Here is a 23,850-nt window from a genome sequence, read left to right on the forward strand (position 1 = left end):
GTAGGAACTTTAATTTTAGAAAAAGGTATTAAGATAAAATCAAGTCAGGCAATGGCACTTGCATCACTAGGGATAGCTACTATTAAAGTTTATAAGAAACCTATTGTTGGAATTATAACTACAGGGGATGAATTATTAAACCCAGGTGAAAAGTTAGCTGGTGGAAAGATATATGATAGTAATAAAATATTTTTAAAGATGAGATTATCAGAATTAGGATGTAATGTTTTATTCTTTGGTTCAATAGCTGATGATAAGAAGTCTATAAGTGAAGTTATAAGTAGCGCAGAAAAAGAATGTGATATCTTAATTTCAACAGGTGGAGTTTCAGTTGGAGAAAAAGACCTTGTTAAGGAATCAGTAGAAGCTATAGGTTATAAAGTTTTATTTTGGAAAGTTGACATAAAACCAGGATCTCCAATGTTTGCAGCAGTAAATAATGAGAATAAAATATACATAGGCTTATCAGGAACACCAGTTGCTGCAGCCACAACTTTTGAACTGACAGTAAGAGGTTTAATTGCTAAAATGCTTAATTGTAATGAACTTAAATTACAAGAAGTCTATGGAATAGTTCAAGATGAATATACAAAGGTATCTAGAAAGAGAAGGTTTTTAAGAGTTAAGCTTAAGCAAGAGAAAGAAAATAAAGTTTATATAAGTAGAGTATATCAAAGCCCAGGGCAGATTAGTACAATGCTTGGAAGTAATGCAATACTTGAAGTTCCAGTAGATAAGGCTTTAAATAAAGGTGATTTAGTAAAAGTATATAAATAGTAGGTGGGAAAATGAAAAGTGAAATGACAGCAGTTATCTTATCAGGTGGAAAAAATTCAAGAATGAATTATAAAACTAAGGCATTTTTAGACCTTGATGGTAAGAAATTTATAGAATGTATATTAGACAGGCTAAAAGGATTTAAAGAAATCTGTATATCTTGCAATGATTTGAGCCTGTATTCAGAATATAAAGATAGGTGTAGACTTATTTTAGATGAAAAGAAAGATATTGGTCCTATTTCAGGAATATATTCAGCTTTAAAAACTGCAAGTACAGATAAGATATTTGTACTTGCAGCTGACATGCCTTTTGTAGAAGAAGATATTATAAATTCTATTTGTAGTATAAACTCTAAGGAAGATATACTTGTAGCATCATTAAATGGAGGTGTAGACCCTTTATTTGCAGTATATAACAAATCAGTTTTAAATACTCTGGAAAAGCTTATAAGTTCTAATAATTACAGACTTAGAGGGCTTTTAGAAGAGTGTAGTACATCATATTTCTATATAAATAGTGAGAATTGTTTAAGAAATATAAATACTGTTGATGAATATATAAGTTTAAAAAAAGATGGATTAAAAAAAGTCCCAAAGATTATAAATATTGTAGCAAGCTGTTCTAATTCAGGAAAAACAACTCTGATAGAAGGTATTATAAAAGAACTTAAAAAAGAAGAGTGTATTATATCAACTATAAAACATGATGTGCATGGCTTTGATATTGATAAAAAAGGTAAGGATACTTATAGGCATAGAATGGCTGGGGCTGATAATATTTCAATTTCTTCAAAAAATAGATTTGCAATGATAAGTGAACTTACGGATGAACTCAATCTTGAAGAAATTTTAGAAAAACATAAAATGAGCGATTATATTATTGTAGAGGGATATAAAAATAGTAGTCTTAAAAAAATAGAAGTTTTTAGAAAAGGCTTTTCAGATAAAATCATAACACCTTTGGAAAATTTAATTGCAATTGCAACTGATGATGAAAGTTTAGATAGCTTAGCAAAAAAAGTAGATATAAATGATTATAAAGCTATAGTAGAGATAATAAATGATTCTTATTGAAAACTTTTACAAAAAAATTACAGAAAAATTAAATAAAAATTTTGCTTGTAAAAAAATAAGAAATACTATAAGTGGAAAATCTTTATTAAACTATTAAAACAAAAGGTTAAGTTGTTAAGATTAGGCAATTAAAAAGCATAAGTTTTGCAAGAATTATGTAAAATAATAAGTTCATCTGAAATGCTTTTATTTGGAAAAAAAATATAGTAATATTAATAGTATGTTAAGAATATTTTAATGTGAAAATAAAGGGGATGTTTTAGTGTATACTGTAGGAATAATAACAAGTAGCGATACAGGATATCGTGGTGAAAGAGAAGATAAAAGTGGAGCAGTTATAAAAGAGATTGTAGAAAGTAATGGATTTAAAGTTGTAGATTATATAGTAGTTCCAGATGAAAAGGAAATGCTTAAAGAACAGTTTATAAAGATGTCTGATAATCTAGGCGTAAATTTAATTCTAAGTACAGGTGGTACAGGGTTTTCACCAAGAGATATAACTCCAGAGGCAACAAAGGAAATTATTCATAGAGAAGCACAGGGTATTTCAGAGGCTATAAGAATGTATAGTTTATCTATTACAAAGAGAGCAATGCTTTCAAGAGCTGTGTCTGGTATAAGAAATAAGACATTAATAGTTAATCTACCAGGAAGTCCAAAGGCTTGCAAAGAAGCTTTAGATTTTATACTTGATACATTAAAGCATGGAATTGATATTTTAAATGAAACAGCTAAAGATTGTGCTAGAAAATAAATTAAAGTTTTATATAAAGAGTTGGGTGGTTTAATACACTTGATATTGAAAGGGTGTTTACTATTATGAAAATGATTAAAACAAGAGATGCAGTAGGAAGAGTTCTTTTACATGATATAACTAAAATAGTTCCAGGAGAATTTAAAGGAACAGCATTTAAAAAAGGATATATAATTAGAGAAGAAGACATTGAAGAGTTACTTTCAATAGGGAAAGAACATATATATGTTTTTGAAGAAGCTAATGGTCTTGTCCATGAGAATGATGCTGCTAAAATTCTTATAGACATAGCGTGTGGAGAAGGATTTGAATATGGAGATGTTAAAGAAGGTAAAATAGATGTTTTCATAAAGGAAGATGGTCTTTTAAGAATTGATAAAGAAGAATTGTTAAAATTAAATATGATTGATGATATCATGTTCGCTACTTTACATAATAATATGGAAGTAAAGAAAGGTGAAAAAGTTGGAGGAACAAGAGTTATTCCACTTATGATAAAGCAAGAACTTTTAGATGAAGCAAAAGAAACTTGTACAAAGAAAATCATGTGGGTTGATGAAATTAAAAAGAAAAAGGTTGGAATAGTAACAACAGGAAGTGAAATTTTTTATGGAAGAATTACAGATAAGTTTGGTCCTGTAATAGATAGAAAAGTTTCACACTTTGGTTGCGAGGTTCTAGGTCAAACTATAGTTAATGATGATAAAGAAACAATTACAAATGCAATAAAAGATTGGCTTAAAAAAGGTGCTGAAATGGTTGTATGTACTGGTGGAATGTCAGTAGACCCAGATGATGTAACACCATCTGCTATAAAGGATTGTGGGGGAGAAATAGTAACATATGGCTCACCTGTGCTTCCAGGGGCAATGCTTCTTATATCATATGTTGATGGAATACCTGTACTTGGGCTTCCAGGGTGTGTAATGTATTCAAAAAGAACTGTATTTGATTTAGTATTACCTAGAGTTCTAGCAGATGAAAAATTAACTAAAAGAGATATAGCTATGCTTGGACATGGTGGACTTTGTCTAGATTGTAAGGTTTGCACATATCCACATTGTTCTTTTGGAAAATAAATAGAGCTTATAAAAATTATAATTAAGGCTAAAAATTAAGGAGGGGTAGAAATGGGGACTTTAACTCATTTTGATAAAAATGGAAATGCTCATATGGTTGATGTATCAAACAAAGTGGAAACTAAAAGAGTTGCATTAGCAAAAGGGAGTATAAAAGTTAATGAAGAGATTATAAAAAAAATACAAGAAGGTACTATGAAAAAAGGTGATGTTCTAGGTGTAGCTAGAATAGCAGGAATTATGGGAAGTAAACAAACAAGTAATATAATTCCTATGTGCCATCCTCTTATGATTAGTCAAGCGAATATAGATTTTGAAATAGATGTAGAAAACACAAGAATTATTATTTATGGACAGGTTACAACTACAGGGAAAACAGGAGTTGAAATGGAAGCATTAACATCTGTTTCAATAGCTGCATTAACTATATATGATATGTGTAAGGCAATTGATAAAGGTATGGTAATTGAAAGTGTTCACTTAGTGTCAAAAGAGGGTGGAAAAAGTGGTAACTTCCACTTTGAAAGAGAGGACTAAGTAAGTGATAGATAGATGTGGTAGAAAAATAGAGTATTTAAGAATTTCACTTACAGATGCTTGTAATTTAAGATGTGTTTACTGTATGCCAGAGAGTAATGTGAAATTTCATAATATAAAATCAACACTTGATAATAAGGAACTTAAAAAGATAATAAAGATATTTGCAGGGCTTGGAATAAAGAAGTTAAGATTTACTGGTGGAGAGCCACTTCTTCGTGATGATTTACATGAGTTAATTGAAATTGCAAAATTATCAGGCATAAATAAAATAGGTATAACAACAAATGCTATTTTACTTGAAGAAAAGTTAGAAAAACTTGTAGATGCTGGATTATCAGAAGTTAATATAAGTCTTGATACTCTTGATTATGATAGATTTTCAAATATTACACGAGGTGGAGATTTAAATAAGGTACTAGGTGCTATAGATAAATCTTTAGAGAAAAATCTTAAAGTTAAGATAAATGTTGTAATTATTGATGATGTAAATGATGATGAGTTTATAGACCTTTGCAAGATGTCTGTTGATAAAAAGGTAGATGTAAGATTTATAGAACTGATGCCAATTGGTGAAGGAATTAAATTTAAAGGTAAAACACAAAAAGAACTACTTGGAAAGTTAAAGGATTCATTTAAAGTCGAAGATGCAGAAAATGAAGGAATAAATGGACCCGCAGGATATGTAAAGATAGTAGGAAGTAGTGGTAAAATTGGTTTTATCTCTCCTATGTCTAATAAATTCTGTGATAAATGTAATAGAGTTAGAATAACATCAGATGGATTTTTAAAAGAATGTCTACATTTTAAAGGTGGACTTGATTTAAAGCAGCTTGTAAATAATCAAGATGAGTTATTACTAGAGAAAAAACTTCGTGAAAGTATATTTAATAAACAAACAGAACATGAATTTAATGAGAAAAAACACTCACAAGATAATAAGTTTATGTTTGAAATAGGAGGCTGAAGAAAATGGGTAAATTAGTATCAATATGTATTAGTGAAAAAAAAGGTATAGGTAAAACACAAATAACAGAAATAGAACTTATAGGTGGATTTGGATTAAAAGGTGATGCACATGGTGGAAAATGGCATAGACAAGTATCTCTTTTAGAAAAAGAAAAAATAGAAGATTTTATAAAAAGAGGTGGGAATGTTAAGTTTGGTGACTTTGGTGAAAATTTAGTAACTGAGGGAATAGATCTTGATACAATAAAAGTAGGGGATAAAATTACAGTAGGTGATGCTATCTTAGAAATTACTCAAAAGGGTAAAAAGTGTCATGATAAATGCCACATATATCAAATGGTTGGGGATTGTATAATGCCTAAAAATGGAGTGTTTGGAACTGTAGAAAAAGGTGCAAACATTAAAATTGGTGATAAGATGGAAGTAATAACTCTTTAATTTAAAGTAAGCAAAAAACTCTGTAACTTCAATATTTTGAAGTTACAGAGTTTTTTTAGTATATGTAGAGATAAAATAATGTGATATATGTCATAGTTTATTATAAATATGTATGTTAATATATTAACAATATATTATTGTTTTAGTTATATTACATTCTATCAACATGATAAAGTGCAGTAAATTTAGATTTGCTGTAGGGGAGGATTAATCAATGGCGGCTTATATGAAAAAATTAGGGAATTATCCAATTGGGATATGTGGTACAGCACTTGCATTTATTACAGTAAGTAATGCGTATGGAGTATTAGATATTCATTTTATTAAACCATTTGCAATTTATTTTGCATTTCCAGTTATAGCTTTAATGATTTTAAAGCTTATTTTAAAGCCTAAAAGCGTAATAAAGGATTTGAAAAATCCAATATCAGGAAGTTTTTATACAACTGTAGATATGTCAACATTCTTAATTGCAGCATATTTTCATAAATCATATCCTGTATTTACATCAAGGTTATGGCTTTTTGCTGTAATAGTCCATTTTATCCTCGTTGCTATATATACATTTCTTAGAATTAAACGTCATAAATTTAGTGAGGTTTTACCATGTTGGTATACAACATATGTTGGGATAGTTGTTGGAGCAATAGTTAGTAAGGGAATGGGACATGATACACTTGCACTATTTATGCTATACTTTGGTACAGTATCTTATCTTGCTTGTTACCCATTTATGTTATACAAAATATTTGCTAAAAAGTTTACTAAAGACCAATTAGCTACAACAGGAGTAATGGCTGCCCCAGGTGGACTAGCTGTTGCAGGGTTCTTATCACTTTATAAAGAACTTAACATATACTTCTTGTGGTTTTTAATAATCCTTTTAGTAATTAATGTAGTAATAGTTTATTACTCAGCAAGTAAATTATTTAGACAAAAATTTACACCAGCACTTGCGGCCTTTACCTTCCCACTTGCTATAAGTTCACTTGCAACTTGTAAGGCGGTTAAGTATTTTAGAGCACATGATTTTGCTGCTCTTCCATATTTAGAGGTTATATCAATTATAGAAATAGTTGTTATTTCAGCAATTGTTGCATATGTATTGATAAACTTCTTAATTATATTCTTTAAAGCATTAACAGAGCGTAATACAGCTATATGTTAATTAGAATATTATAAAAATTTAATTTTAAAGTTTAAATTTTTATAGTAGTTTTTAGGTGTGAAAAAGTAAAACACAGTAGTTGAAATATAAAAATTTCACTACTGTGTTTTACTTTTAAGATAAGAAATCGAAGAGTAGGTTATGTTAGATAATTATAGTGATTTAGTGTCTAATTGAATGAAGAGTAGGTTATAATATAGATATAATGTATAGTAAACAAAGGTTTAGATATATAGATTTAAAGGTACGTTAGTTAAGTTTTTATTAAATTATTTGACTTGGTATAAGGGCTATAAAGTTTTTATGAATAAGAGGAGGATATATATGAGTGAACGTCCAATACTTTCAAAAGAATTAAAATATGATACATTTCTTCAATATTATTATTTAAAAGAACAACTCATTTTATTTTGTAGAGAAAATGAACTTTCTACAACTGGTGGAAAGCGAGATATAACTAAAAGAATAGAATATTTTTTAAAGACTGGTGAGAAGTTGATAGAGCCAAGAACTAAAAGAAAAAAGATTGATATAAATTTTAATGAATTATCTTTGGAGAGTATTATTGAAGAAAACTTTGTATGCTCAGAAAAGCATAGAACTTTCTTTAAAACAATAATAGGAGATGCATTTTCGTTTAATGTTATTTTTCAAAAATATCTGAAAAAAAGTGCTGGTAAAAGATATTCTGATGCAGTAAATGAATGGTACAAAATACAAGAAGATAAAAAGAGAAGTAAAGGAAAGTCAGAGATAGATAGTCAATTTGAATACAACACATATATTCGTGATTTTTTTTAGATAATAAAGATAAAATATTAAAAGACGCAATTAAGTGTTGGACATTTAAAAAGGGAAAAGTAGGAAATGATAAATATGAAAGGCAAGACCTATCTGTACTTGAAAAATAGCTTAATGTAATTAAATCGAAGTCTTTTAGGGAAGCTACCTATTCTTATAGAGATCTCCAATATTATTGAGTAAGATGTTATAATTAAGATAGCAATAGATAAGAATATAACAAAAGAGAAAAGCAGTAAGGAGAAATATATGAGAAAAATTAAACCACTTAATGACTTTGTTTTTAAGAAAGTTTTTGGAGAAAAAGGGAACGAAGATATTTTACTAGCATTTATAAATGCTGTACTTAAGAGAACAAATAAGGATATTTTAGTAGAGTTAGAAATTTTAGAAAATAAAGAGCTAACAGGGGAACTAATAGATGATAGAACTGGTATAATAGATGTAAGAGCTAAAACTTCTAATGATGAACATATAGACATAGAAGTTCAACTTACAGATCAAGGAAATATGGATAAAAGAACTTTATTTTACTGGGGAAAGATGTACCTTGAAAATATTAAAAAGGGTGAAGATTTCAAAAGTTTAGAAAAAGTAATAACAATAAATATATTAGATTTTGAGTTTCTTGGAACAGAGAGTTATCAATCATCATTTCACTTATGGGAAGATTTAGAGAAAGATTATATGCTAACAGATATTGTTGAAATACATTTCTTAGAACTTCCAAAATTCAGAAGAAAAAATGATAAAAATTTCAAAGATAGTTCAATAGAAAGATGGTTAACTTTCCTTGAAAAAGATATATCAGATAATACGCTAAAGGAGTTGATAGAATTGGAACCTGTAATTCAAAAAGCAGAAAACAAAATTGAATACTTAAGTGCTGATAAAAATGCAATGGAACTATATTGGAACAGAGAGAGATCACTTCATGAAAGAGCTAATATGATTAATAGTGCAATGGATAAAGGCAGAAAAGAAGGTAGAGAAGAAGGTAGAGAGGCTGGTAAGATAGAGTCAGCAATTAGTTTTTTAGATATACTTGATGATGAAACTATTGCAACTAAGCTAGGACTTGAAATAAATTTAGTTAAAAATCTTCGTTTTAAACATAATAAATAATAATATAGGCATTATAAAGGTTGAGTAGATAGACTTGCCAATATAAAATGTGATAAAGTTTGAGATAACTTAAAAAGTAGATTTATATTAATTAAAATATTAAATTTTTTGATAAACTCCTGATTTTAGTATTAATAAATACTATTAGTGGGAGTTTTTTTATCTTCTATATATTTACGGTAATAGTTTAGATGAAAATATGAAAAACTTAGCAGATTATTTGGAATAAATAACTAGGGAGTGTATAATTAGAATAGTAGAATTTTAAGGTGATTTAAAGTTTTTTAATGGGAGATTTATATTAATGATAGTATTAGTTGGAATTAGAAAAAATATTGATTTAGATATAAGAGAAAAATTTGCAGTAACAGAAAATCATAAAGAATATTTACAAAGATTTTTAATGGTTTTTGATGAAGCTGTAATTATAAATACTTGTAATAGAACTGAGATTTATATAAACGTAGTTGGTTCATTTGATTTAATAGTTGATAAAATATTTAGTGTTTTAGGGTGGGATAGTAGTTTAAAACAGCATTCTTTCACTTTTAAAGATGAAAAGGCTGCTAAGCATTTATTTGAGGTAATTAGTGGATTCCATTCAAGAATTACTGGAGAAGATCAAATACTTGGACAAGTTAAAGATGCTTTTAAAATAGCACAGGAAGAAAAGGCAGTTAGCTCTGTTTTAAATAGATTATTCCAAAATGCCATAGGTGCTGGAAAGAAATTTAGAACAATGAGTAAGCTTTATGAAATACCAGTTTCATCATCATCAATAGTTATTAATCAGGCTATGCACAGTAGTGTAAAAAGTATGGTGATTATTGGATTTGGTGAAGTGGGAAGACATATTCATAAGTATGCATTAGGTGCTGGGATTTCTGAGATAATAGTAGTTGTTCGAAATGTAGCTAAAATATTAGATATAGAAAGTAGCAAAACAAAAGTAATGACCTATGAAAAGGCAAAAGTATTTTTTGATAAAGTAGATGTAATAGTTTCATGTACATCATCAAGGGAGATAGTTCTTAGAAAAAATGATATAAGTGAGTTTGGTGAAAAACTTCAAATATTTGATTTAGCAGTTCCAAGAGATGTAGATGAAAAAATTAGATTTTATGAAAGGGTTAGCCTCAGTAATATAGATGATATTAGTAAAATTGATGATTCTAATAAGCTTAGTAGAAAGAAAAGAATGTATGAAAATAAGTATATTATTAAGGAAGCTATTGAAAATTTCATGGAGTGGTTAAAGCTTAGGGAGATATCAAAAGATATAAGTGAGATACGAAGTTTTTCAGCTCAAATTGTAGATGATAGATGTAAAACTTTTTATAATAAGAGTAAAACAGATGATGATGTAGAAATTGCAAATCTTATGATAAAAAGTGCTTCTGATGTTTATATGAATAAGGCTATAGAAGTTTTAAAGGAAGAAAAACTGAAAGGGAATGAGGAAGAATGTCTAAGGATTTTAAAGGCAATATTCAGTTAGATAATTTTGAAACAGCATATATAGGGCTTGATTATAAAAAAATAAGAGTAGGGATAATAGGTGGAGGTAAGGCAGGGCTTTTAAAGGCTAAAAGATTTATTTTAAATAAATCTTATGTTGAAATTTTATCTAGAGATTTTTTAGAAGATTTTGAAATTTTAAAAAATGATACAACAATACTTGTAATTGGTGAATATGATAAATCATTTATTTATGATAAGCATTTAATTATCATAGCTATTGATGATAAAAATTTAACAGAGAAGATAAGAAATGATTGCAATCAGATTTTTAAGATTTTTATTGATTGCTCAGATGTTAAGAGTGGAGTTTCAAAACTTCCATATCAAGATAAGACAGATAATTTTAGTTTTGCAGTAAGTACAAAGAATGCTAATCCTAAAATGAGTATTTTACTTGGAGAAAAAATTAATGGTGTTTTAAAAGAGTATGATAAATTTGAAGAATATACATATGAAATTAGAGGGCTAGTTAAAGGTAGAATAGATAGCAAAACTATATTATCCTTTATAAATACAGATGAGTTTAAAGAAATATGGAAAAAAAATAAAGCAAATTTAACTTTAAAATTGTTTTTTGATGATTTAGAAGTGTAGGTAAAAGGTAGGGGTAGTTATGGAGTTAATAATAGGAACAAGAAAGAGTATACTTGCACAGGCTCAGGCAGATAAAGTTATGCAGCTTTTAAATAAAAGTAGTGGAGTAAAGGCAAGAAAAGAACTTATAGTAACTGAGGGTGATAGAAGACTTGATGTTACACTTAGTAAAATAGGTGGAAAAGGTTTATTTGTAAAAGAAATAGAACTTGCACTTGCAGGGGGAGAAGTTGATGCTGCTGTACATAGTATGAAAGATGTACCATTTGCCCTTTTAGAAGAATTTGAACTTACTGCTATTTTAGAAAGAGAAGATGTAAGGGATGTTTTTATAGCGAATGATGGTGTAACTTCATTTGAAAATCTTAAAGAAGGTGCAATTATTGGAACAAGTAGTATAAGAAGAGCTGCACTTACAAAAGAGCTAAGATCTGATATAAACATAGTACCTATAAGAGGTAATGTTCAAACAAGACTAAAGAAAATGAAAGAAGAAAAGATGGATGGAATTATTCTTGCAGCAGCAGGGATAAAAAGACTTGGGCTTACAAATATAATTACAAGTTATTTTGATCCTAAAGAATTTATACCAGCAATAGGGCAGGGAGCACTTGGAATTGAATGTCGTAAAGGTGGCAGAAATAATTCTTATTTTGAAAAGTTAGATGATAAGAATGTAAGACTTATGGTTGAAGCAGAGAGAAACTTTATGAGGATTTTAAATGGTGGGTGTCATAGTGTTATAGGGGCATATTCAGAGCTTAAAGATGATGAGTTTTCTATGATAGGTGTATTTAGTGTTGATGGGAAAGTTGTTAAAAAAGAAGTTAGTGGTAAAAAGAGTGATAGTATAGAACTTTCAAAAATACTAGCAGATAAAATACTTGGAAAGTAGTGGAGGGGAAAATAGTGAGTAAAGCATATATAATAGGAACAGGACCTGGTGATGAAGAATTATTAACTTTAAAAGCAGTTAGAGTTTTAAAAGAATGTACAGCAATTTTATATGATAAGCTAGTTTCAGGTAATGTATTAAATTATTTAAATGATGATTGTGAGATTTATTACTGTGGAAAAGAGCCAGGATGTCATTATAAAACACAGGAAGAAATAAATGATATGATTGTAGAACTTGCAAAAAAAGGACATATAGTAGGTAGAGTTAAAGGTGGAGATCCATATGTTTTTGGTAGAGGTGGAGAAGAAGTTCTTGCACTTTCTGAAAATAATATAGAGTTTGAAGTTATCCCAGGGGTAACATCTCCAATAGCTGCTTTAAACTATGCAGGTATTCCTATAACACATAGAGGAATTGCGCAAAGCTTTCATATTGTAACAGGAATGACTGCAGGAGTACAAAAAATAAACTGGAATGCTCTAGCAAATGAAAAAGGAACTCTTGTCTTTATGATGGGGCTTAGCAACCTTGATAATATAGTAGCAAACTTAGTTCAAAATGGAAAAGAGATAAATACTCCATCTGCAATTGTTATGAAAGGTACAGGAGCAAAGCAAAGAAAAGTTATAGGAACTTTAGAAACAATTAGCTCTCTTGCAAAAGAAAGTAAAATTAAGTCACCATGTATAATAGTAGTTGGAGATGTTGTAAACCTTAGTGAAAAACTTTCATGGTATGAGAAAAAGCCTCTATTTGGTAAGAATATTTGTGTTACAAGGTCAAGAGCACAATCTTCAAACCTAAAGGTAAAACTTAAAGAACTTGGAGCAGAAGTAACAGAGATTAATTCAATAAAAATAGAAGATACAAAGAGTAACTTAAAGCCATATATAGAAAAGCTTAAAGACTATGAACATATAGTTTTTACATCTGTAAATGCTGTTAATATGTTTTTTGATTATTTAGTAGAAGAAAAATTTGATATAAGATTTTTAAAAGCAAAATTTTACTGTGTAGGAAGAGCTACAGATAAAGCTTTAGTGCAAAGAGGTATAATGAGTTTTGTTGTTGCTAAAGAATTTATATCAACAAATTTATTTGATAATATGAAAGAGCATATTAAATTAGAAGATAAAGTTTTAATTCCTTGCTCTAATTTAAGTAATGATTTTTTACAGACAAAACTTGAAGAACTTAAAGCAAATGTGGATAGAGTTAATATTTACAATACAACTAAAGGTGAGGTTAGAAATCAAAACTCATTTAATGAAGTAGATATTGTTTTATATACAAGCCCTAGTACTGTAATTAATATGATAGATATGCTTGGAATAGAGAAAATAAAAAGTAAAAAGAGTATAGCTATAGGACCAAGAACAGCAGGGACATTAAAAGAATATGGAATTGAATGTGCTGTATGTAAAAAACATTCAGAAGATGGATTTTTAAATGAAATAGTTGAGATGAAGGATAAAATATAAAACAGGTATTTAGCTTGAAACAAATTTTATGCCCTTTAGATATATTTCTATGGGGTGTATTTTAATGTAGTAGAAGATATTAAGGAGTGAATTATTATGAAAAGAACTAGAAGACTTAGAGTAAATAATAGTATAAGAGGACTTGTAAGAGAAAATGTACTTACAAGTGATGATTTAATTTTACCTTTATTTGTTGTTGAGGGAGAGAATATAAAAGAAGAAATATCATCTCTTGAAGGGAATTATCACTGGTCACTTGATAGATTACCAGAACTTATAAAAGAACTTGAAGATGCTAAAATTAAAGGTGTTATAGTATTTGGACTTCCAAAAACTAAGGATTGCAATGGTTCACAGGCTTATAGTGAAACTGGAATAGTTCAAAAAGCAGTTGAGCTTATAAGAAAAATTTCAAAGGATATGTACGTTATTACAGATATTTGTATGTGCCAATACACAGACCATGGACATTGTGGAATATTAGATGGTGAGAGAGTTGATAATGATTCAACACTTGTAAAGCTTGGAGAAATAGCATTATCTCATGCAAAGGCTGGAGCACAAATGGTTGCACCATCTGATATGATGGATGGAAGAGTTGGATATATAAGAAATATTCTTGATGAAAACAACTTTAAAGATGTAGCAATAATGAGTTACTCAGCTAAATATTGTTCTGCATTTTATGGACCATTTAGAGCGGCTGCAAATTCAGCACCTCAGTTTGGGGATAGAAAAACATATCAAATGGATCCAGCTAATAGCAATGAAGCTATGAAAGAAATTGAATATGACTTAGAAGAAGGGGCAGACATCATAATGATTAAACCAGCACTTTCTTACCTTGATATAATAAGAAGAACTAAAGATACTGTAAATGTTCCAATATGTGCATACAGCGTAAGTGGTGAGTTTGCTATGGTTAAAGCAGGAGCAAAACTTGGGCTTATAGATGAGAAAAAAGTTGCACTTGAAATGTTGCTATCTATAAAAAGAGCAGGGGCAGATATGATAATAACATATCATGCAATGGATGCAGCAAGATGGATAAGAGAATAATTAAAAGAGAGAGAAAGTTAAGAGGAGAATAAGATGAAAAATCATAAAATATTTGAAGAATCAAAATTATATATGCCAGGTGGGGTAAACTCACCAGTGAGAGCATATAAAGGTTTTAATATGCAAACACCAGTTATCAAAAGTGGTAATGGAGTAATTATCACAGATGAGGATGGAAAAGACTACATAGATTTTGTACTTGCATGGGGACCTATGATACTTGGTCATTGTGATACAGATGTAGTTAAAAGCATACAAGATATATCAAAAAGTGCGTTAGCATTTGGTATACCAACAAAGCTTGAGCTTGATATGGCAAAATTCCTTTGTGAGAACATGGAAAATGTAGAAATGGTAAGAATGGTTAACTCAGGAACAGAAGCTACAATGAGTGCGGTAAAACTTGCTAGAGGATATACAAAAAGAAATAAAATAATTAAATTTGCTGGGTGTTATCATGGACATTTTGATGGATTCCTTGTTGAAGCTGGTTCAGGAGTTTTAACAGAAGGAATTGCAGGTTCTCTTGGAATTCCAAATGACAGTATAAAAAATACTATCATTGGTGTTTATAATGATGAAAAGCAAGTAGAGGAATTATTTAAAGCATATGGTGATGATATTGCAGGAGTTATTATAGAACCAGTAGCTGGTAATATGGGAATGATTAAAGCAGATAATAAATTTATGAAAGCTTTAAGAAATATGTGTGATAAATATGGAGCACTTTTAATATTTGATGAAGTTATGAGTGGATTTAGAGTATCATTTGAAGGTGCACAAAGTTTATTTGATGTTAAGCCAGACTTAATTGCATATGCAAAAATAATGGGTGGTGGACTACCTTGTGGAGCATATGGTGGAAGAAAAGATATCATGGAGATATTAGCACCTCTTGGGGGAGTATATCAAGCAGGAACAATGTCTGGAAATCCAGTAGTTATGGCAGCAGGGCTAACTACACTGAATAAACTTAAAAATAATCCAAGTATTTATACACATATAGATGAAATGGGTGAAATGCTAGAAAAAGGTATAAGAAAAATAGCTAAAGAAAAAAATATACCAGTAGCAGTTAATAGACAAGGTGGTATGTTTACAGTATTCTTCACAAAGCTTAATGAAGTTAAATCTTTTGCTGATGTTAAAACTTGTGATATAGAATTATTCAATAAATACTTTGAACATATGATGAGTGAGGGAATAAACATTCCACCATCACAGTATGAAACAATCTTCCTAAGTGCGAAGCATACACAGGAGCATATAAATAAATTCTTAGAAGCATTTAGTAAATTTGAAATATAATTGAAAAATTAAATATTAAATATTAATATAAATAGGTGAATATTTATTTTAAGGGGAATGATTTTCAGTAAGGAGAACAAGTGAAAACTATAATTTTATTAGTTCATTTTGGGACTGCAAATAAAAAAGCAATAAAAAATGCTATTTATACTCTTGAAAATGAAGTTAAAGAGCAAGTAGGAAATCAGTACGAAGTAAGAAATTGCTTTATGCTAAAGAGGATTTGCACAATACTCAAAGAAAAAGATGATATAAATATAGAGCATTTTGTAGATGTTTTAGAAAATATTAAAAAAGAAGGCTTTGAAAATATAATAATTCAACCAGCATACTTTATGATTGGTGATGAGTCTAAAAGAATAGAACTTATAATGAATAATTATATAGATGATTTTAAAAGTATAAAAATAGGGAATCCACTTATATATGGGCAGAAAGAAACTTTAGATAAAACTTGTGATAAAGTACTTAATGCTATTATAAAAAATACAGAAGATAGTAGCAATAAACTATTTATAGGGCATGGTTCTACTAAACACTCTAATAAAGAATATAGAGTATTTGAAGAAAGATTAAAAGTTTTATATAAAGAAAATATAATAGTAGGCACACTTGCAGGTGAAAATAACCTAGAATATACAGTAGAAGAAATTAAAAAGCAGAAAATAGATAAACTGCAAATTAATCTTCTATTTATGCTAATTGGTAAACATGTTAAAAATGATATTATTAAGGGTGAAAACTCTTGGTGTAATACTATCAAAAACTTAGGTATAGATGTAGAAGTAGTAGAAAAAAGTTTGCTTGAATATAAAGAGGTTCGTGATATTTTTATAGCGCGAATTAAAGATATTATCTCAAAGTGAAATTTGACTATATAAGTATAAGAATAGAGAAAACTATTGTGGCTAAAGGTTTAGCTATAATAGTTTTTTTGAATTTCATCAAAAATTTATATGTGGGATGCCAATAAAATAAAAATGTAGAGAGTTTATTGAGCCAGTAAAATATTTAGTGTAATTTAATCTATTTATAAATATTAAACTTTGAAAATATTGATAAAGATTATTTAGAGTTAGATTATAAGGATATTCTATATGGTAAGGTAAGGATATAGAGGTTTCATTTTGATAGTTTTTAGTATAGTATTGCTATTACAAATTTTAGTAAATAATTATATAATTAAGATAGTTGTAAGTGGATTTTATATTGAGGGAAAAAGAAATATAAGGAGGATATTATGGACAATGTAAAAAAGATTAAGTTTAGGAATGAAGAAAGCAATAAAGGTTTTGAGATTATATCTTTAAAGGAGTTTTTTGCTGTTGCTGATCAAACTTCTATAACAAAGCATTTTCGTACTGATTTTTATAATTTAATTTTTATTACTGAGGGTGAATATACTCATGAAATTGATTTTTTAGAATATAAGGTTCAAGTGGGTGAAGCATTAGTTATTTCAAGAAATAGAATCCATAGATATAGTGAATTTACTAATGTGGAGGGCTATTTACTTATGTTTACTGAAGGCTTTTTATGTGAGTTTTTAAGCAATGAAAATTCTGATATTAAGGATTTGTATAAGCAAAGTTATATGAATCCACATATTAAATTTCAAGAATTATGTAAGTATAGTTCAGTATTAGAAAGACTATTTAAGACGGTAAGTGAAATGTATTTAAATTTTGATGAGATTATGGATTATGAAGTAATTGCAAATACTGTTAAAAGTTTAGGAAGAGTTATATTTAGAAGTGCTTTTAAAGAGAATAGCTTTAAATATGAGAAGAATAATGAGATATTTATGCAGTTTATAGGGCTTGTAGATAAGCATCTTAATGAGAAAAAAACAGTAGAGAGCTATGCTGATATGATGCATGTTTCAAAGAAGACTATTAATTTAATGACAAGAAGGGCTATTGATATCTCTGCAAAGCAGTATATAATTCAACAGCTTATTTTAAAGATGAAGTTAAAGCTATGTTTTGAGCAAAAGAGTATTAGTGAAATTGCAAATGAATTAGGTTTTAATGAGGCTGCTAATTTAACTAGGTTTTTTAAAAAATATACAAGTATTAGCCCAAGCAAATTTAGAAGTATGAATAATGAAATAAATAATAAATGGATTAGGAGTGATAGTATGGATATAAATAAAGTAAAAGAAGAGATTGAAACAAAGGTTTATCATATAACGTCAGAGATGAAAGTACCATTACATGACCATGCAGCACAAGATGAAATATTTTATTGTATAAAAGGTTCTGGAGTTGGAGTATTAGAGGAGCAAGAGATTGAGCTAAAGGTGGGAGATGTTTTTGTTGCACATGCAGGAAATAAACATTCTTTAAAAACTGATGGAGATTTATATGTTACAGCTATTTTAGTACCAGCTAATAGAATAGTTTGTAAGTGTAAACAAGTGAGTTATGGGGATATTAGAAAGGCTATGACAAATGGAGCTAGAACAGTTGAAGATATTCAGAATGTAACTGGAGCAGGAACTGGTTGTGGTGGATGTATTGAAGATATCAAAAAGATATTATCAGTTGTTTGTGGTTGTAAGAATATTTCAATGGAAACTGTAGTTGAGGCAGTTAAAAATGGAGCAGATACTGTGGGCGAAATCAGTGAAATCACAGGGGCAGGAACTGGATGTGGAAAGTGTAAGCACCTTATACAAAATATAATAGAGATAAAAAAATAGTAATAAAAATGAACTTAAAATATTTTATGTATATTTTTTAATCTTTGTTCAAATACTACACATATAAAAGAGAATAAAAAAGCCCTTCATCTTATAAGTGCTGAAAACACTTGTGAGATTCAACAGATAACGTTAGTATCTGAGGAACATAAGACAAAAGGCTCATTAAGTATTTTAAACAGTTTTCCTGTTTTTTATACATTAATAGCATATTTAGTTTTATTTATATGTGTATATTTGATTTTAATTTAAAGGTGGGATAGCTCTGTGTGTAGGAGTATTCTACTGTTAATGTTTGATATATAGCTCCTTAGATTTTAAAATCTAAGGAGCTTTTTTGCTTTCTAGTAATATTTTTAGCTTCATATTAATTTATCTTTGAATTAATGTTGCCTATTTTTATTGCTTGGTAGCATAGTATTATTTGGACTATGCAGTTTCTATAACTTATATGGAAGTCTTGCAAAGACTTTAAATATTTAGATTAAATATAGCAAAGGATAAGTAAAACTTAAAGTTAAAAATTGAATTTAAACCATAGATTTATTAAAAATTAGTTTTGATAAGTTTAGCTTCTTATACCCCAAATTCTTTTATTTACTTTTTGATATTTTAATTTATGCGGTTAGCTAAGCCAATGCAGAAAGTGAGCCTCTATACATATATTCATTTCCTTATTTGATGATAGTATAGGCAAGAGAGTGGTGACAACTTAAAGGTCAGGAGTGGATATTCTAGAAAGCTAAAGCTTTGGGATGCAGGAAAATCTATTATTTTATATTTATATATGTTTATAAAGTAATAGGCATTATGGATAGAGTTATAATGTTAATTTCTTGTGAGTAATCATAATAAATAGGGTGTGTGAAAATGTGATGTGATGGTATACTGTTCATATTTAAGTGTAGTTATATTCCTATATAATAAGAAGTAATATTTTTATTATATAGGGAAAAACTACGCTTTTAGCTCAGCTCCGGTGCCAGTTCATAGTTAAGCTACTATATTTAAGAAAGATAAACTTCTAAAAGTTATTGAAGATAATTGAACTTTTAGAAAAGAGTTATGATATACTAAATTTAATAAAGCAAAGAGGTGATTAAATGGGAATACAGGAATTAAATATATTATATACTCTAGAAGAGTTTTTAGAACTTGAGAAAAAAAGTGATGTTCCATTAGAGTTTATAAAAGGTTATGTATATGCAAAGTCATTTTCATCTATAAATCATAATACTATAGTGAATAGGATTAATGCAAAGGTAGATAATTATCTTTTAAATAAGCCTTGTAGAGTATTTTCAGAACAAATAGAGGTTATTTTAGGTAAAGATAGAGTTAAACCTGATGTTTTTGTTGTATGTAAAGATAGTGAAAAAGATAAATTTGAAACACTTGGTCAGTCATTTTTAACTATTCCAACATTAATTTTTGAAGTGGTATCACCTAGTAATGCCAGTTTAGATACTATCACTAAAATGGAGATTTACGCTAAAGCTGGGATAAAAGAATATAATTTAGTATATCAAAATGGAGAAATACACCAATATAAATTAAATGAATACGAAGTTTATTATCTAAATAATTCTTATAGAATTGATGAGGTATATAAAAGTATAGTAATGGATGATTTAGAATTTAAATTAAACAATATATTTTCTGGTTTAGGATTATAATTGAGAGTAAAAATGAAGCTATCGCTAGTTAATTTTAAATTAACTAGCGATAGCTTTTGATTTTTATAATCCTCTATAATTATTTATTAGTGATTTTCAATTTTTATAAGAATCTTACGTATAGATTCTTGTTCTTCATTTGTTAATATATCAGTATTTAATGTTGCTGATTTTAATATATCTATTATTACTTTATCAGTTAGCTTCATAGAGTATAATTCAGTAATTACCTTAGCGCTTATTACTGGTATTATTTCTTTAATATTCTTTTTTATTAATGTTTCTACATATTCATTTAAAGGATCTATATTAGTTGCTACTGATTTAGTTATACTAGGGTTAATTGTATTAGTCTTAATTAGGTCAGGTTTACTATTAAAAATATCATCTTCTATAGAATCAAGTATTACTGTATAACCATCTGAAAGTGATTTATTTAAATCAATTTTAGTATTATTTTTATGATTTAGTGTAGATTTGTGTAAAAGTAAAGCACAGTCTTCTAGTACTTCTATTAGTACCTCAGATATTTTTTCTTTGAATGTAGTACTAATAAAACTGATTAATTCTGCTTTATATGAATTACCATATCTTTCTTCACTAAAATTGTTAAGCACTGTATCATAACCTAAAAATATATCACCATTTTTAATAGATATAGAAATGTTATCATTAGATGTTGATCTATAATATACATCTAAAATATCATTTCTTCTATCAATAGTGATTAGATATGATATTTTAGATACATATTTAACTAATTCCATAAATAAAAATCCTTCATCTATTATTTTATTTACTTGAATTTCTCCTAAATTTATTGTGGAGTAGACTAATTGATATAACATATAGTCAACTTGGTATTCACTAAACCCTAAATATAAGAATCCTTTTTTTAGATGCTTCATAGAGTCGTATGATTCAATCATATAAGAATTATTTCTTTGATTAAATGTTTCAATAACGATTTTATCTTCAATAGTAAGGGAAATTTTATTTAGATACATACCTGTATTTGTAGTAATCATATCTTTGCAGAGCTGTGTATATTCTATACAAGAGCTAACTCTGTCACCAACTATATTTTTAGTGTTTTCTGCAACAATCATAAAATCACTACTAAATCTATGTGATTTAGTTAATTTAAGTTCACTTAATAATTTAATAAAAGACCTTTCATATTCTGTAATATTTAAAAGGTCACTATATGTATGGTCAATTAGATGATTTTCATCTCCATAATATGATGTTAGTTCTTCTTTATAGACTTTATAATTCATTTCCAATTCAATAGTACCTCACTTTTATTTTATTTTAAATTTCTTAGATACTTTGTATAATACTTAATAAAATGTAGCATGTCTAGTAGATAGGCTATTTTTAAGCTTTTATAAATTAAGTAAATAGGTATTAAATTTAAAGTAACTAAAAAAGGAATTAAACTTTTCAAATATGAAGAGTTTAATTCCTTTTTATTTATTTATCTTTTACTTTTAAATTCTTTTTACTTGATAAGAAAAATGATATTACTAAGGCTATAATACAAAATACTGCTGAGGCAAGGAACATATCTCCATATCCTTTATTAAGCGTACTTTGGAATGTACTTGTTATAATATCTTTAGAATCTGCAAGTTTATGAAGGTAAGATGTTTTAAACTCTACAAACATAGGGTTATTTCCCATATGTTGTCCTAGTAGGTTAAATTGCTTACTTGTCATATTATATATTAAGCTAAATATATTATTTGCTGATGCATTTTGGAATGTGCTAGCACCACTACTAAACATATTAGCTGAATGATGTGCAAACTGTTCTGGAAGTTTTGGCATAACATTCATAAGTTTTGTTGGTACTTTTTGAGCTGCATTAGATATAAAGTTAACAAGTAGGTTTGGTCCTACAGCAACTCCTATTGAACGTACAAGTGCAACAGTTGATTGACCCATTGTAGCTTCTGATTCTGGTACAAGAGCCATCATAAGATAATTAAGTGGTGTTGCAAATGTAAATCCAAATCCTGAACCAAGTATACCTATCCCAACAAGTAAATTAATAAGGTTTGGATAGCTTGCTGTTACAAAAGCAAAGTAAATACATCCAGTTATTGAGATTATAAATCCGATTATAAGTACTATCTTAGCACCTATTTTATCTATAAGCTTACCTGAAATTACTGATGATATTCCCATAAATACAGCAAATATTGTTGAGAAGTATCCTCCAGTTCCTGATGGAAGTTTCAGAACATTATCACTGAATTGAGGTAAAAATACTAGTGACATAAGCCCTGCACCTACAATTAAACTAACGATTAATGTTATTAATATATTCTTGTTAGTGAAATATGAAAGGTCAAGTACTGGATCATGAGCTTTCTTCTCAATAAATATAAATATAGGTATACTTATAACAAATATAATAAGATAAGGTAATACATCTTTAGAAGTTAATGATGCAGATAAGTTATCAAATTTTAGATTTGTTAGTGCATACATAAGTGAAAGTATTAAAATTCCAAGTGAAAGTGAACCTGCAATATCAAGTTTTCCACTATTAACTGCTTTGCTCTCATCTAGCTTTAATCCAAGAATTATAACAATTATACTTATAGGTATATTTATAAAGAATAATATTCCCCAGTTTTGATTACCAAATAAACCAAGAATAGCTGAACCAAGTGTTGGTCCAATAACTGTGCATATACCAAATATAGCACCTATAAAACCAAGTGCTGAACCTCTTTTTTCTGGTGGAAAAGAAGTTCCAATATATGTAGTAGCAATAGGCATAATACCTCCACCACCAATGGCTTCAAGAACTCTTGATGAAAGAAACATAGGGTAACTTTCAAAAATATTAGATAATCCACATAGTAATGACCCGATAGCAAATAATACTATTGAAATCATATAAATCTTTTTTCTTCCAAATTTGTCTGAAAGTTTTCCCATAATAGGCATTGATACTGCAAACGCAAGTGTATAGATTGTAATCATCCATATACTTGCTGACTGGCTAACATGTAGACCATCTGCAATAATATTTCTAGCAGGGGCTACTATACCAGAGTCTAGTGCTCCCATTGCAATACCTAATAGGAAAACTACCATAGCAAGTTTAGTTGATGCTTTTTTCATTTGTTCTCCTCCTGAGTTTTAAAAAATTGAATTAGTCAAATCATTACTGCTTGTACAATTCTTTTGTACAAGCAGTAATAATCTATTTACAATTTGTTAAAACTGTCACATTTGTGTCTTTTAATGATTTCAATTATAATTAAACATAAATGCTTAGTCAACTAATTAATGAAACTTACACAGAAAGGGGAATATGTAACATGGAAAATTATGGGGTGAAAAATAGAAATAAAAAATCAATTGAGCGTATATCAAATGCAATGCTTGAAATTTTAAAAGAAAAAGAATTTGATAGTATTTCAATAACTGAAATTTGCAGTAGGGCTGAAGTAGCAAGAAAAACATTTTATAGAAATTTTAATAGTAAAGAAGATGTAATTAAAACTGCCATAGATTTAAAACTTTCAGAGTTTAAAGGGACTGGAATATTAAAAGAAATGGCTAATCCTTTAGAATTATCAGAGCGTTATATTCAGTTTTGGTATGATAGAAGAGATTTTTTAAAGCTTTTACTTGAAAGGAATTTATTTGGTATTTTAAATTATAAATATGATATATACATGCAAGACTTAAGAAAATTAATGAAGGGGGATGAAGAAGAAACTCCAGAAATAGAATACTTTTTAAAGTTTATATCAGGAGGTTTTTGGAATGTGTTACAAACATGGGTAAGGAAAGATTTTAAAGAAAGTCCAAAAGAACTTGCAAAACTTACAGCGATATATATGGAAAGATTACAAGGAG

At 28.4% G+C, this 23,850-nt stretch carries 22 protein-coding genes; 20 read left to right on the forward strand and 2 right to left on the reverse strand.

Features of this window, described 5'->3' with window-relative positions; genetic code table 11:
* The 19 genes from Q0V15_RS03895 to Q0V15_RS03995 all read left to right on the forward strand — a co-directional run.
* The coding region (locus Q0V15_RS03895; protein WP_297436203.1) for a molybdopterin molybdotransferase MoeA at positions 1-777 on the forward strand (777 nt) is incomplete at its 5' end.
* A gap of 11 nt (positions 778-788) precedes the next feature.
* Positions 789-1,853, forward strand: a complete 1,065-nt coding sequence (mobB, locus tag Q0V15_RS12980; protein ID WP_367173763.1) for a molybdopterin-guanine dinucleotide biosynthesis protein B — start codon at positions 789-791, stop codon at positions 1,851-1,853.
* Between the two features lie 262 nt (positions 1,854-2,115).
* Complete coding sequence (locus Q0V15_RS03910; RefSeq protein WP_297436205.1) at positions 2,116-2,607, forward strand: molybdenum cofactor biosynthesis protein B; 492 nt, start codon at positions 2,116-2,118, stop codon at positions 2,605-2,607.
* A gap of 65 nt (positions 2,608-2,672) precedes the next feature.
* A complete protein-coding gene (locus tag Q0V15_RS03915; protein ID WP_297436207.1) occupies positions 2,673-3,686 on the forward strand; it encodes a molybdopterin-binding protein in 1,014 nt (337 codons plus the stop codon).
* A 51-nt stretch (positions 3,687-3,737) separates the two neighbouring features.
* Complete coding sequence (gene moaC / locus Q0V15_RS03920; protein ID WP_297436209.1) at positions 3,738-4,223, forward strand: cyclic pyranopterin monophosphate synthase MoaC; 486 nt, start codon at positions 3,738-3,740, stop codon at positions 4,221-4,223.
* 4 nt (positions 4,224-4,227) lie between these two features.
* Positions 4,228-5,190 (forward strand): GTP 3',8-cyclase MoaA, encoded by a 963-nt coding sequence (gene moaA / locus Q0V15_RS03925; RefSeq protein ID WP_297436210.1) that lies wholly within the window; start codon positions 4,228-4,230, stop codon positions 5,188-5,190.
* 5 nt (positions 5,191-5,195) lie between these two features.
* Positions 5,196-5,630 carry an MOSC domain-containing protein gene (locus Q0V15_RS03930; RefSeq protein WP_297436212.1) on the forward strand — a complete coding sequence of 145 codons (435 nt, stop codon included), beginning with the start codon at positions 5,196-5,198 and terminating at the stop codon, positions 5,628-5,630.
* A gap of 214 nt (positions 5,631-5,844) precedes the next feature.
* Positions 5,845-6,798, forward strand: a complete 954-nt coding sequence (locus tag Q0V15_RS03935) for a TDT family transporter (RefSeq protein WP_297436215.1) — start codon at positions 5,845-5,847, stop codon at positions 6,796-6,798.
* Between the two features lie 324 nt (positions 6,799-7,122).
* Positions 7,123-7,599: a DUF6434 domain-containing protein gene (locus Q0V15_RS03940; protein ID WP_367173764.1), complete on the forward strand. Its 477-nt coding sequence runs from the start codon at positions 7,123-7,125 to the stop codon at positions 7,597-7,599.
* Between the two features lie 249 nt (positions 7,600-7,848).
* Positions 7,849-8,724 (forward strand): Rpn family recombination-promoting nuclease/putative transposase, encoded by an 876-nt coding sequence (locus Q0V15_RS03945; protein WP_297436216.1) that lies wholly within the window; start codon positions 7,849-7,851, stop codon positions 8,722-8,724.
* A gap of 304 nt (positions 8,725-9,028) precedes the next feature.
* Positions 9,029-10,222 (forward strand): glutamyl-tRNA reductase, encoded by a 1,194-nt coding sequence (gene hemA, locus Q0V15_RS03950; protein WP_297436218.1) that lies wholly within the window; start codon positions 9,029-9,031, stop codon positions 10,220-10,222.
* The gene (locus Q0V15_RS03955) at positions 10,189-10,839 is read left to right on the forward strand and encodes an NAD(P)-dependent oxidoreductase (protein WP_297436220.1); all 651 of its coding nucleotides are present in this window, start codon (positions 10,189-10,191) and stop codon (positions 10,837-10,839) included. Before hemA ends, Q0V15_RS03955 begins: the two co-directional genes overlap by 34 nt.
* Positions 10,840-10,858: 19 nt before the next feature.
* A complete protein-coding gene (hemC, locus tag Q0V15_RS03960) occupies positions 10,859-11,734 on the forward strand; it encodes a hydroxymethylbilane synthase (RefSeq protein ID WP_297436222.1) in 876 nt (291 codons plus the stop codon).
* A gap of 11 nt (positions 11,735-11,745) precedes the next feature.
* The gene (gene cobA / locus Q0V15_RS03965; RefSeq protein ID WP_297436238.1) at positions 11,746-13,218 is read left to right on the forward strand and encodes a uroporphyrinogen-III C-methyltransferase; all 1,473 of its coding nucleotides are present in this window, start codon (positions 11,746-11,748) and stop codon (positions 13,216-13,218) included.
* Between the two features lie 93 nt (positions 13,219-13,311).
* The gene (hemB, locus tag Q0V15_RS03970) at positions 13,312-14,277 is read left to right on the forward strand and encodes a porphobilinogen synthase (RefSeq protein WP_297436240.1); all 966 of its coding nucleotides are present in this window, start codon (positions 13,312-13,314) and stop codon (positions 14,275-14,277) included.
* 33 nt (positions 14,278-14,310) lie between these two features.
* Positions 14,311-15,585 carry a glutamate-1-semialdehyde 2,1-aminomutase gene (gene hemL, locus Q0V15_RS03975; RefSeq protein ID WP_297436224.1) on the forward strand — a complete coding sequence of 425 codons (1,275 nt, stop codon included), beginning with the start codon at positions 14,311-14,313 and terminating at the stop codon, positions 15,583-15,585.
* Between the two features lie 80 nt (positions 15,586-15,665).
* Positions 15,666-16,451: a sirohydrochlorin cobaltochelatase gene (locus tag Q0V15_RS03980; RefSeq protein WP_297436226.1), complete on the forward strand. Its 786-nt coding sequence runs from the start codon at positions 15,666-15,668 to the stop codon at positions 16,449-16,451.
* 374 nt (positions 16,452-16,825) lie between these two features.
* Positions 16,826-18,289, forward strand: coding sequence for a (2Fe-2S)-binding protein (locus Q0V15_RS12985; RefSeq protein WP_367173765.1), 1,464 nt, complete (start codon positions 16,826-16,828; stop codon positions 18,287-18,289).
* Between the two features lie 1,103 nt (positions 18,290-19,392).
* Positions 19,393-19,965: a Uma2 family endonuclease gene (locus Q0V15_RS03995; RefSeq protein WP_297436228.1), complete on the forward strand. Its 573-nt coding sequence runs from the start codon at positions 19,393-19,395 to the stop codon at positions 19,963-19,965.
* A gap of 86 nt (positions 19,966-20,051) precedes the next feature.
* Here the strand turns inward: Q0V15_RS03995 and Q0V15_RS04000 are convergent, their stop codons facing one another.
* Complete coding sequence (locus tag Q0V15_RS04000; RefSeq protein WP_297436230.1) at positions 20,052-21,245, reverse strand: hypothetical protein; 1,194 nt, start codon at positions 21,243-21,245, stop codon at positions 20,052-20,054.
* A 196-nt stretch (positions 21,246-21,441) separates the two neighbouring features.
* Complete coding sequence (locus Q0V15_RS04005) at positions 21,442-23,106, reverse strand: MFS transporter (RefSeq protein WP_297436232.1); 1,665 nt, start codon at positions 23,104-23,106, stop codon at positions 21,442-21,444.
* A 200-nt stretch (positions 23,107-23,306) separates the two neighbouring features.
* Here Q0V15_RS04005 and Q0V15_RS04010 point away from each other — a divergent pair.
* A partial coding sequence (locus Q0V15_RS04010) for a TetR/AcrR family transcriptional regulator (protein WP_297436234.1) occupies positions 23,307-23,850 on the forward strand: 544 nt, incomplete at its 3' end.

Source organism: uncultured Clostridium sp., from assembly GCF_947036855.1.
GTDB lineage: Bacteria > Bacillota > Clostridia > Clostridiales > Clostridiaceae > Sarcina.

Bases quoted from the DNA above. Each gene is read 5' to 3' on its own strand.
- mobB (WP_367173763.1), top strand. From the start codon at position 789: ATGAAAAGTGAAATGACAGCAGTTATCTTATCAGGTGGAAAAAATTCA.
- Q0V15_RS03915 (WP_297436207.1), top strand. From the start codon at position 2,673: ATGAAAATGATTAAAACAAGAGATGCAGTAGGAAGAGTTCTTTTACAT.
- moaC (WP_297436209.1), top strand. From the start codon at position 3,738: ATGGGGACTTTAACTCATTTTGATAAAAATGGAAATGCTCATATGGTT.
- Q0V15_RS03930 (WP_297436212.1), top strand. From the start codon at position 5,196: ATGGGTAAATTAGTATCAATATGTATTAGTGAAAAAAAAGGTATAGGT.
- Q0V15_RS03935 (WP_297436215.1), top strand. From the start codon at position 5,845: ATGGCGGCTTATATGAAAAAATTAGGGAATTATCCAATTGGGATATGT.
- Q0V15_RS03940 (WP_367173764.1), top strand. From the start codon at position 7,123: ATGAGTGAACGTCCAATACTTTCAAAAGAATTAAAATATGATACATTT.
- Q0V15_RS03945 (WP_297436216.1), top strand. From the start codon at position 7,849: ATGAGAAAAATTAAACCACTTAATGACTTTGTTTTTAAGAAAGTTTTT.
- hemA (WP_297436218.1), top strand. From the start codon at position 9,029: ATGATAGTATTAGTTGGAATTAGAAAAAATATTGATTTAGATATAAGA.
- Q0V15_RS03955 (WP_297436220.1), top strand. From the start codon at position 10,189: ATGTCTAAGGATTTTAAAGGCAATATTCAGTTAGATAATTTTGAAACA.
- hemC (WP_297436222.1), top strand. From the start codon at position 10,859: ATGGAGTTAATAATAGGAACAAGAAAGAGTATACTTGCACAGGCTCAG.
- hemL (WP_297436224.1), top strand. From the start codon at position 14,311: ATGAAAAATCATAAAATATTTGAAGAATCAAAATTATATATGCCAGGT.
- Q0V15_RS12985 (WP_367173765.1), top strand. From the start codon at position 16,826: ATGGACAATGTAAAAAAGATTAAGTTTAGGAATGAAGAAAGCAATAAA.
- Q0V15_RS03995 (WP_297436228.1), top strand. From the start codon at position 19,393: ATGGGAATACAGGAATTAAATATATTATATACTCTAGAAGAGTTTTTA.
- Q0V15_RS04000 (WP_297436230.1), bottom strand. From the start codon at position 21,245: ATGAATTATAAAGTCTATAAAGAAGAACTAACATCATATTATGGAGAT.
- Q0V15_RS04005 (WP_297436232.1), bottom strand. From the start codon at position 23,106: ATGAAAAAAGCATCAACTAAACTTGCTATGGTAGTTTTCCTATTAGGT.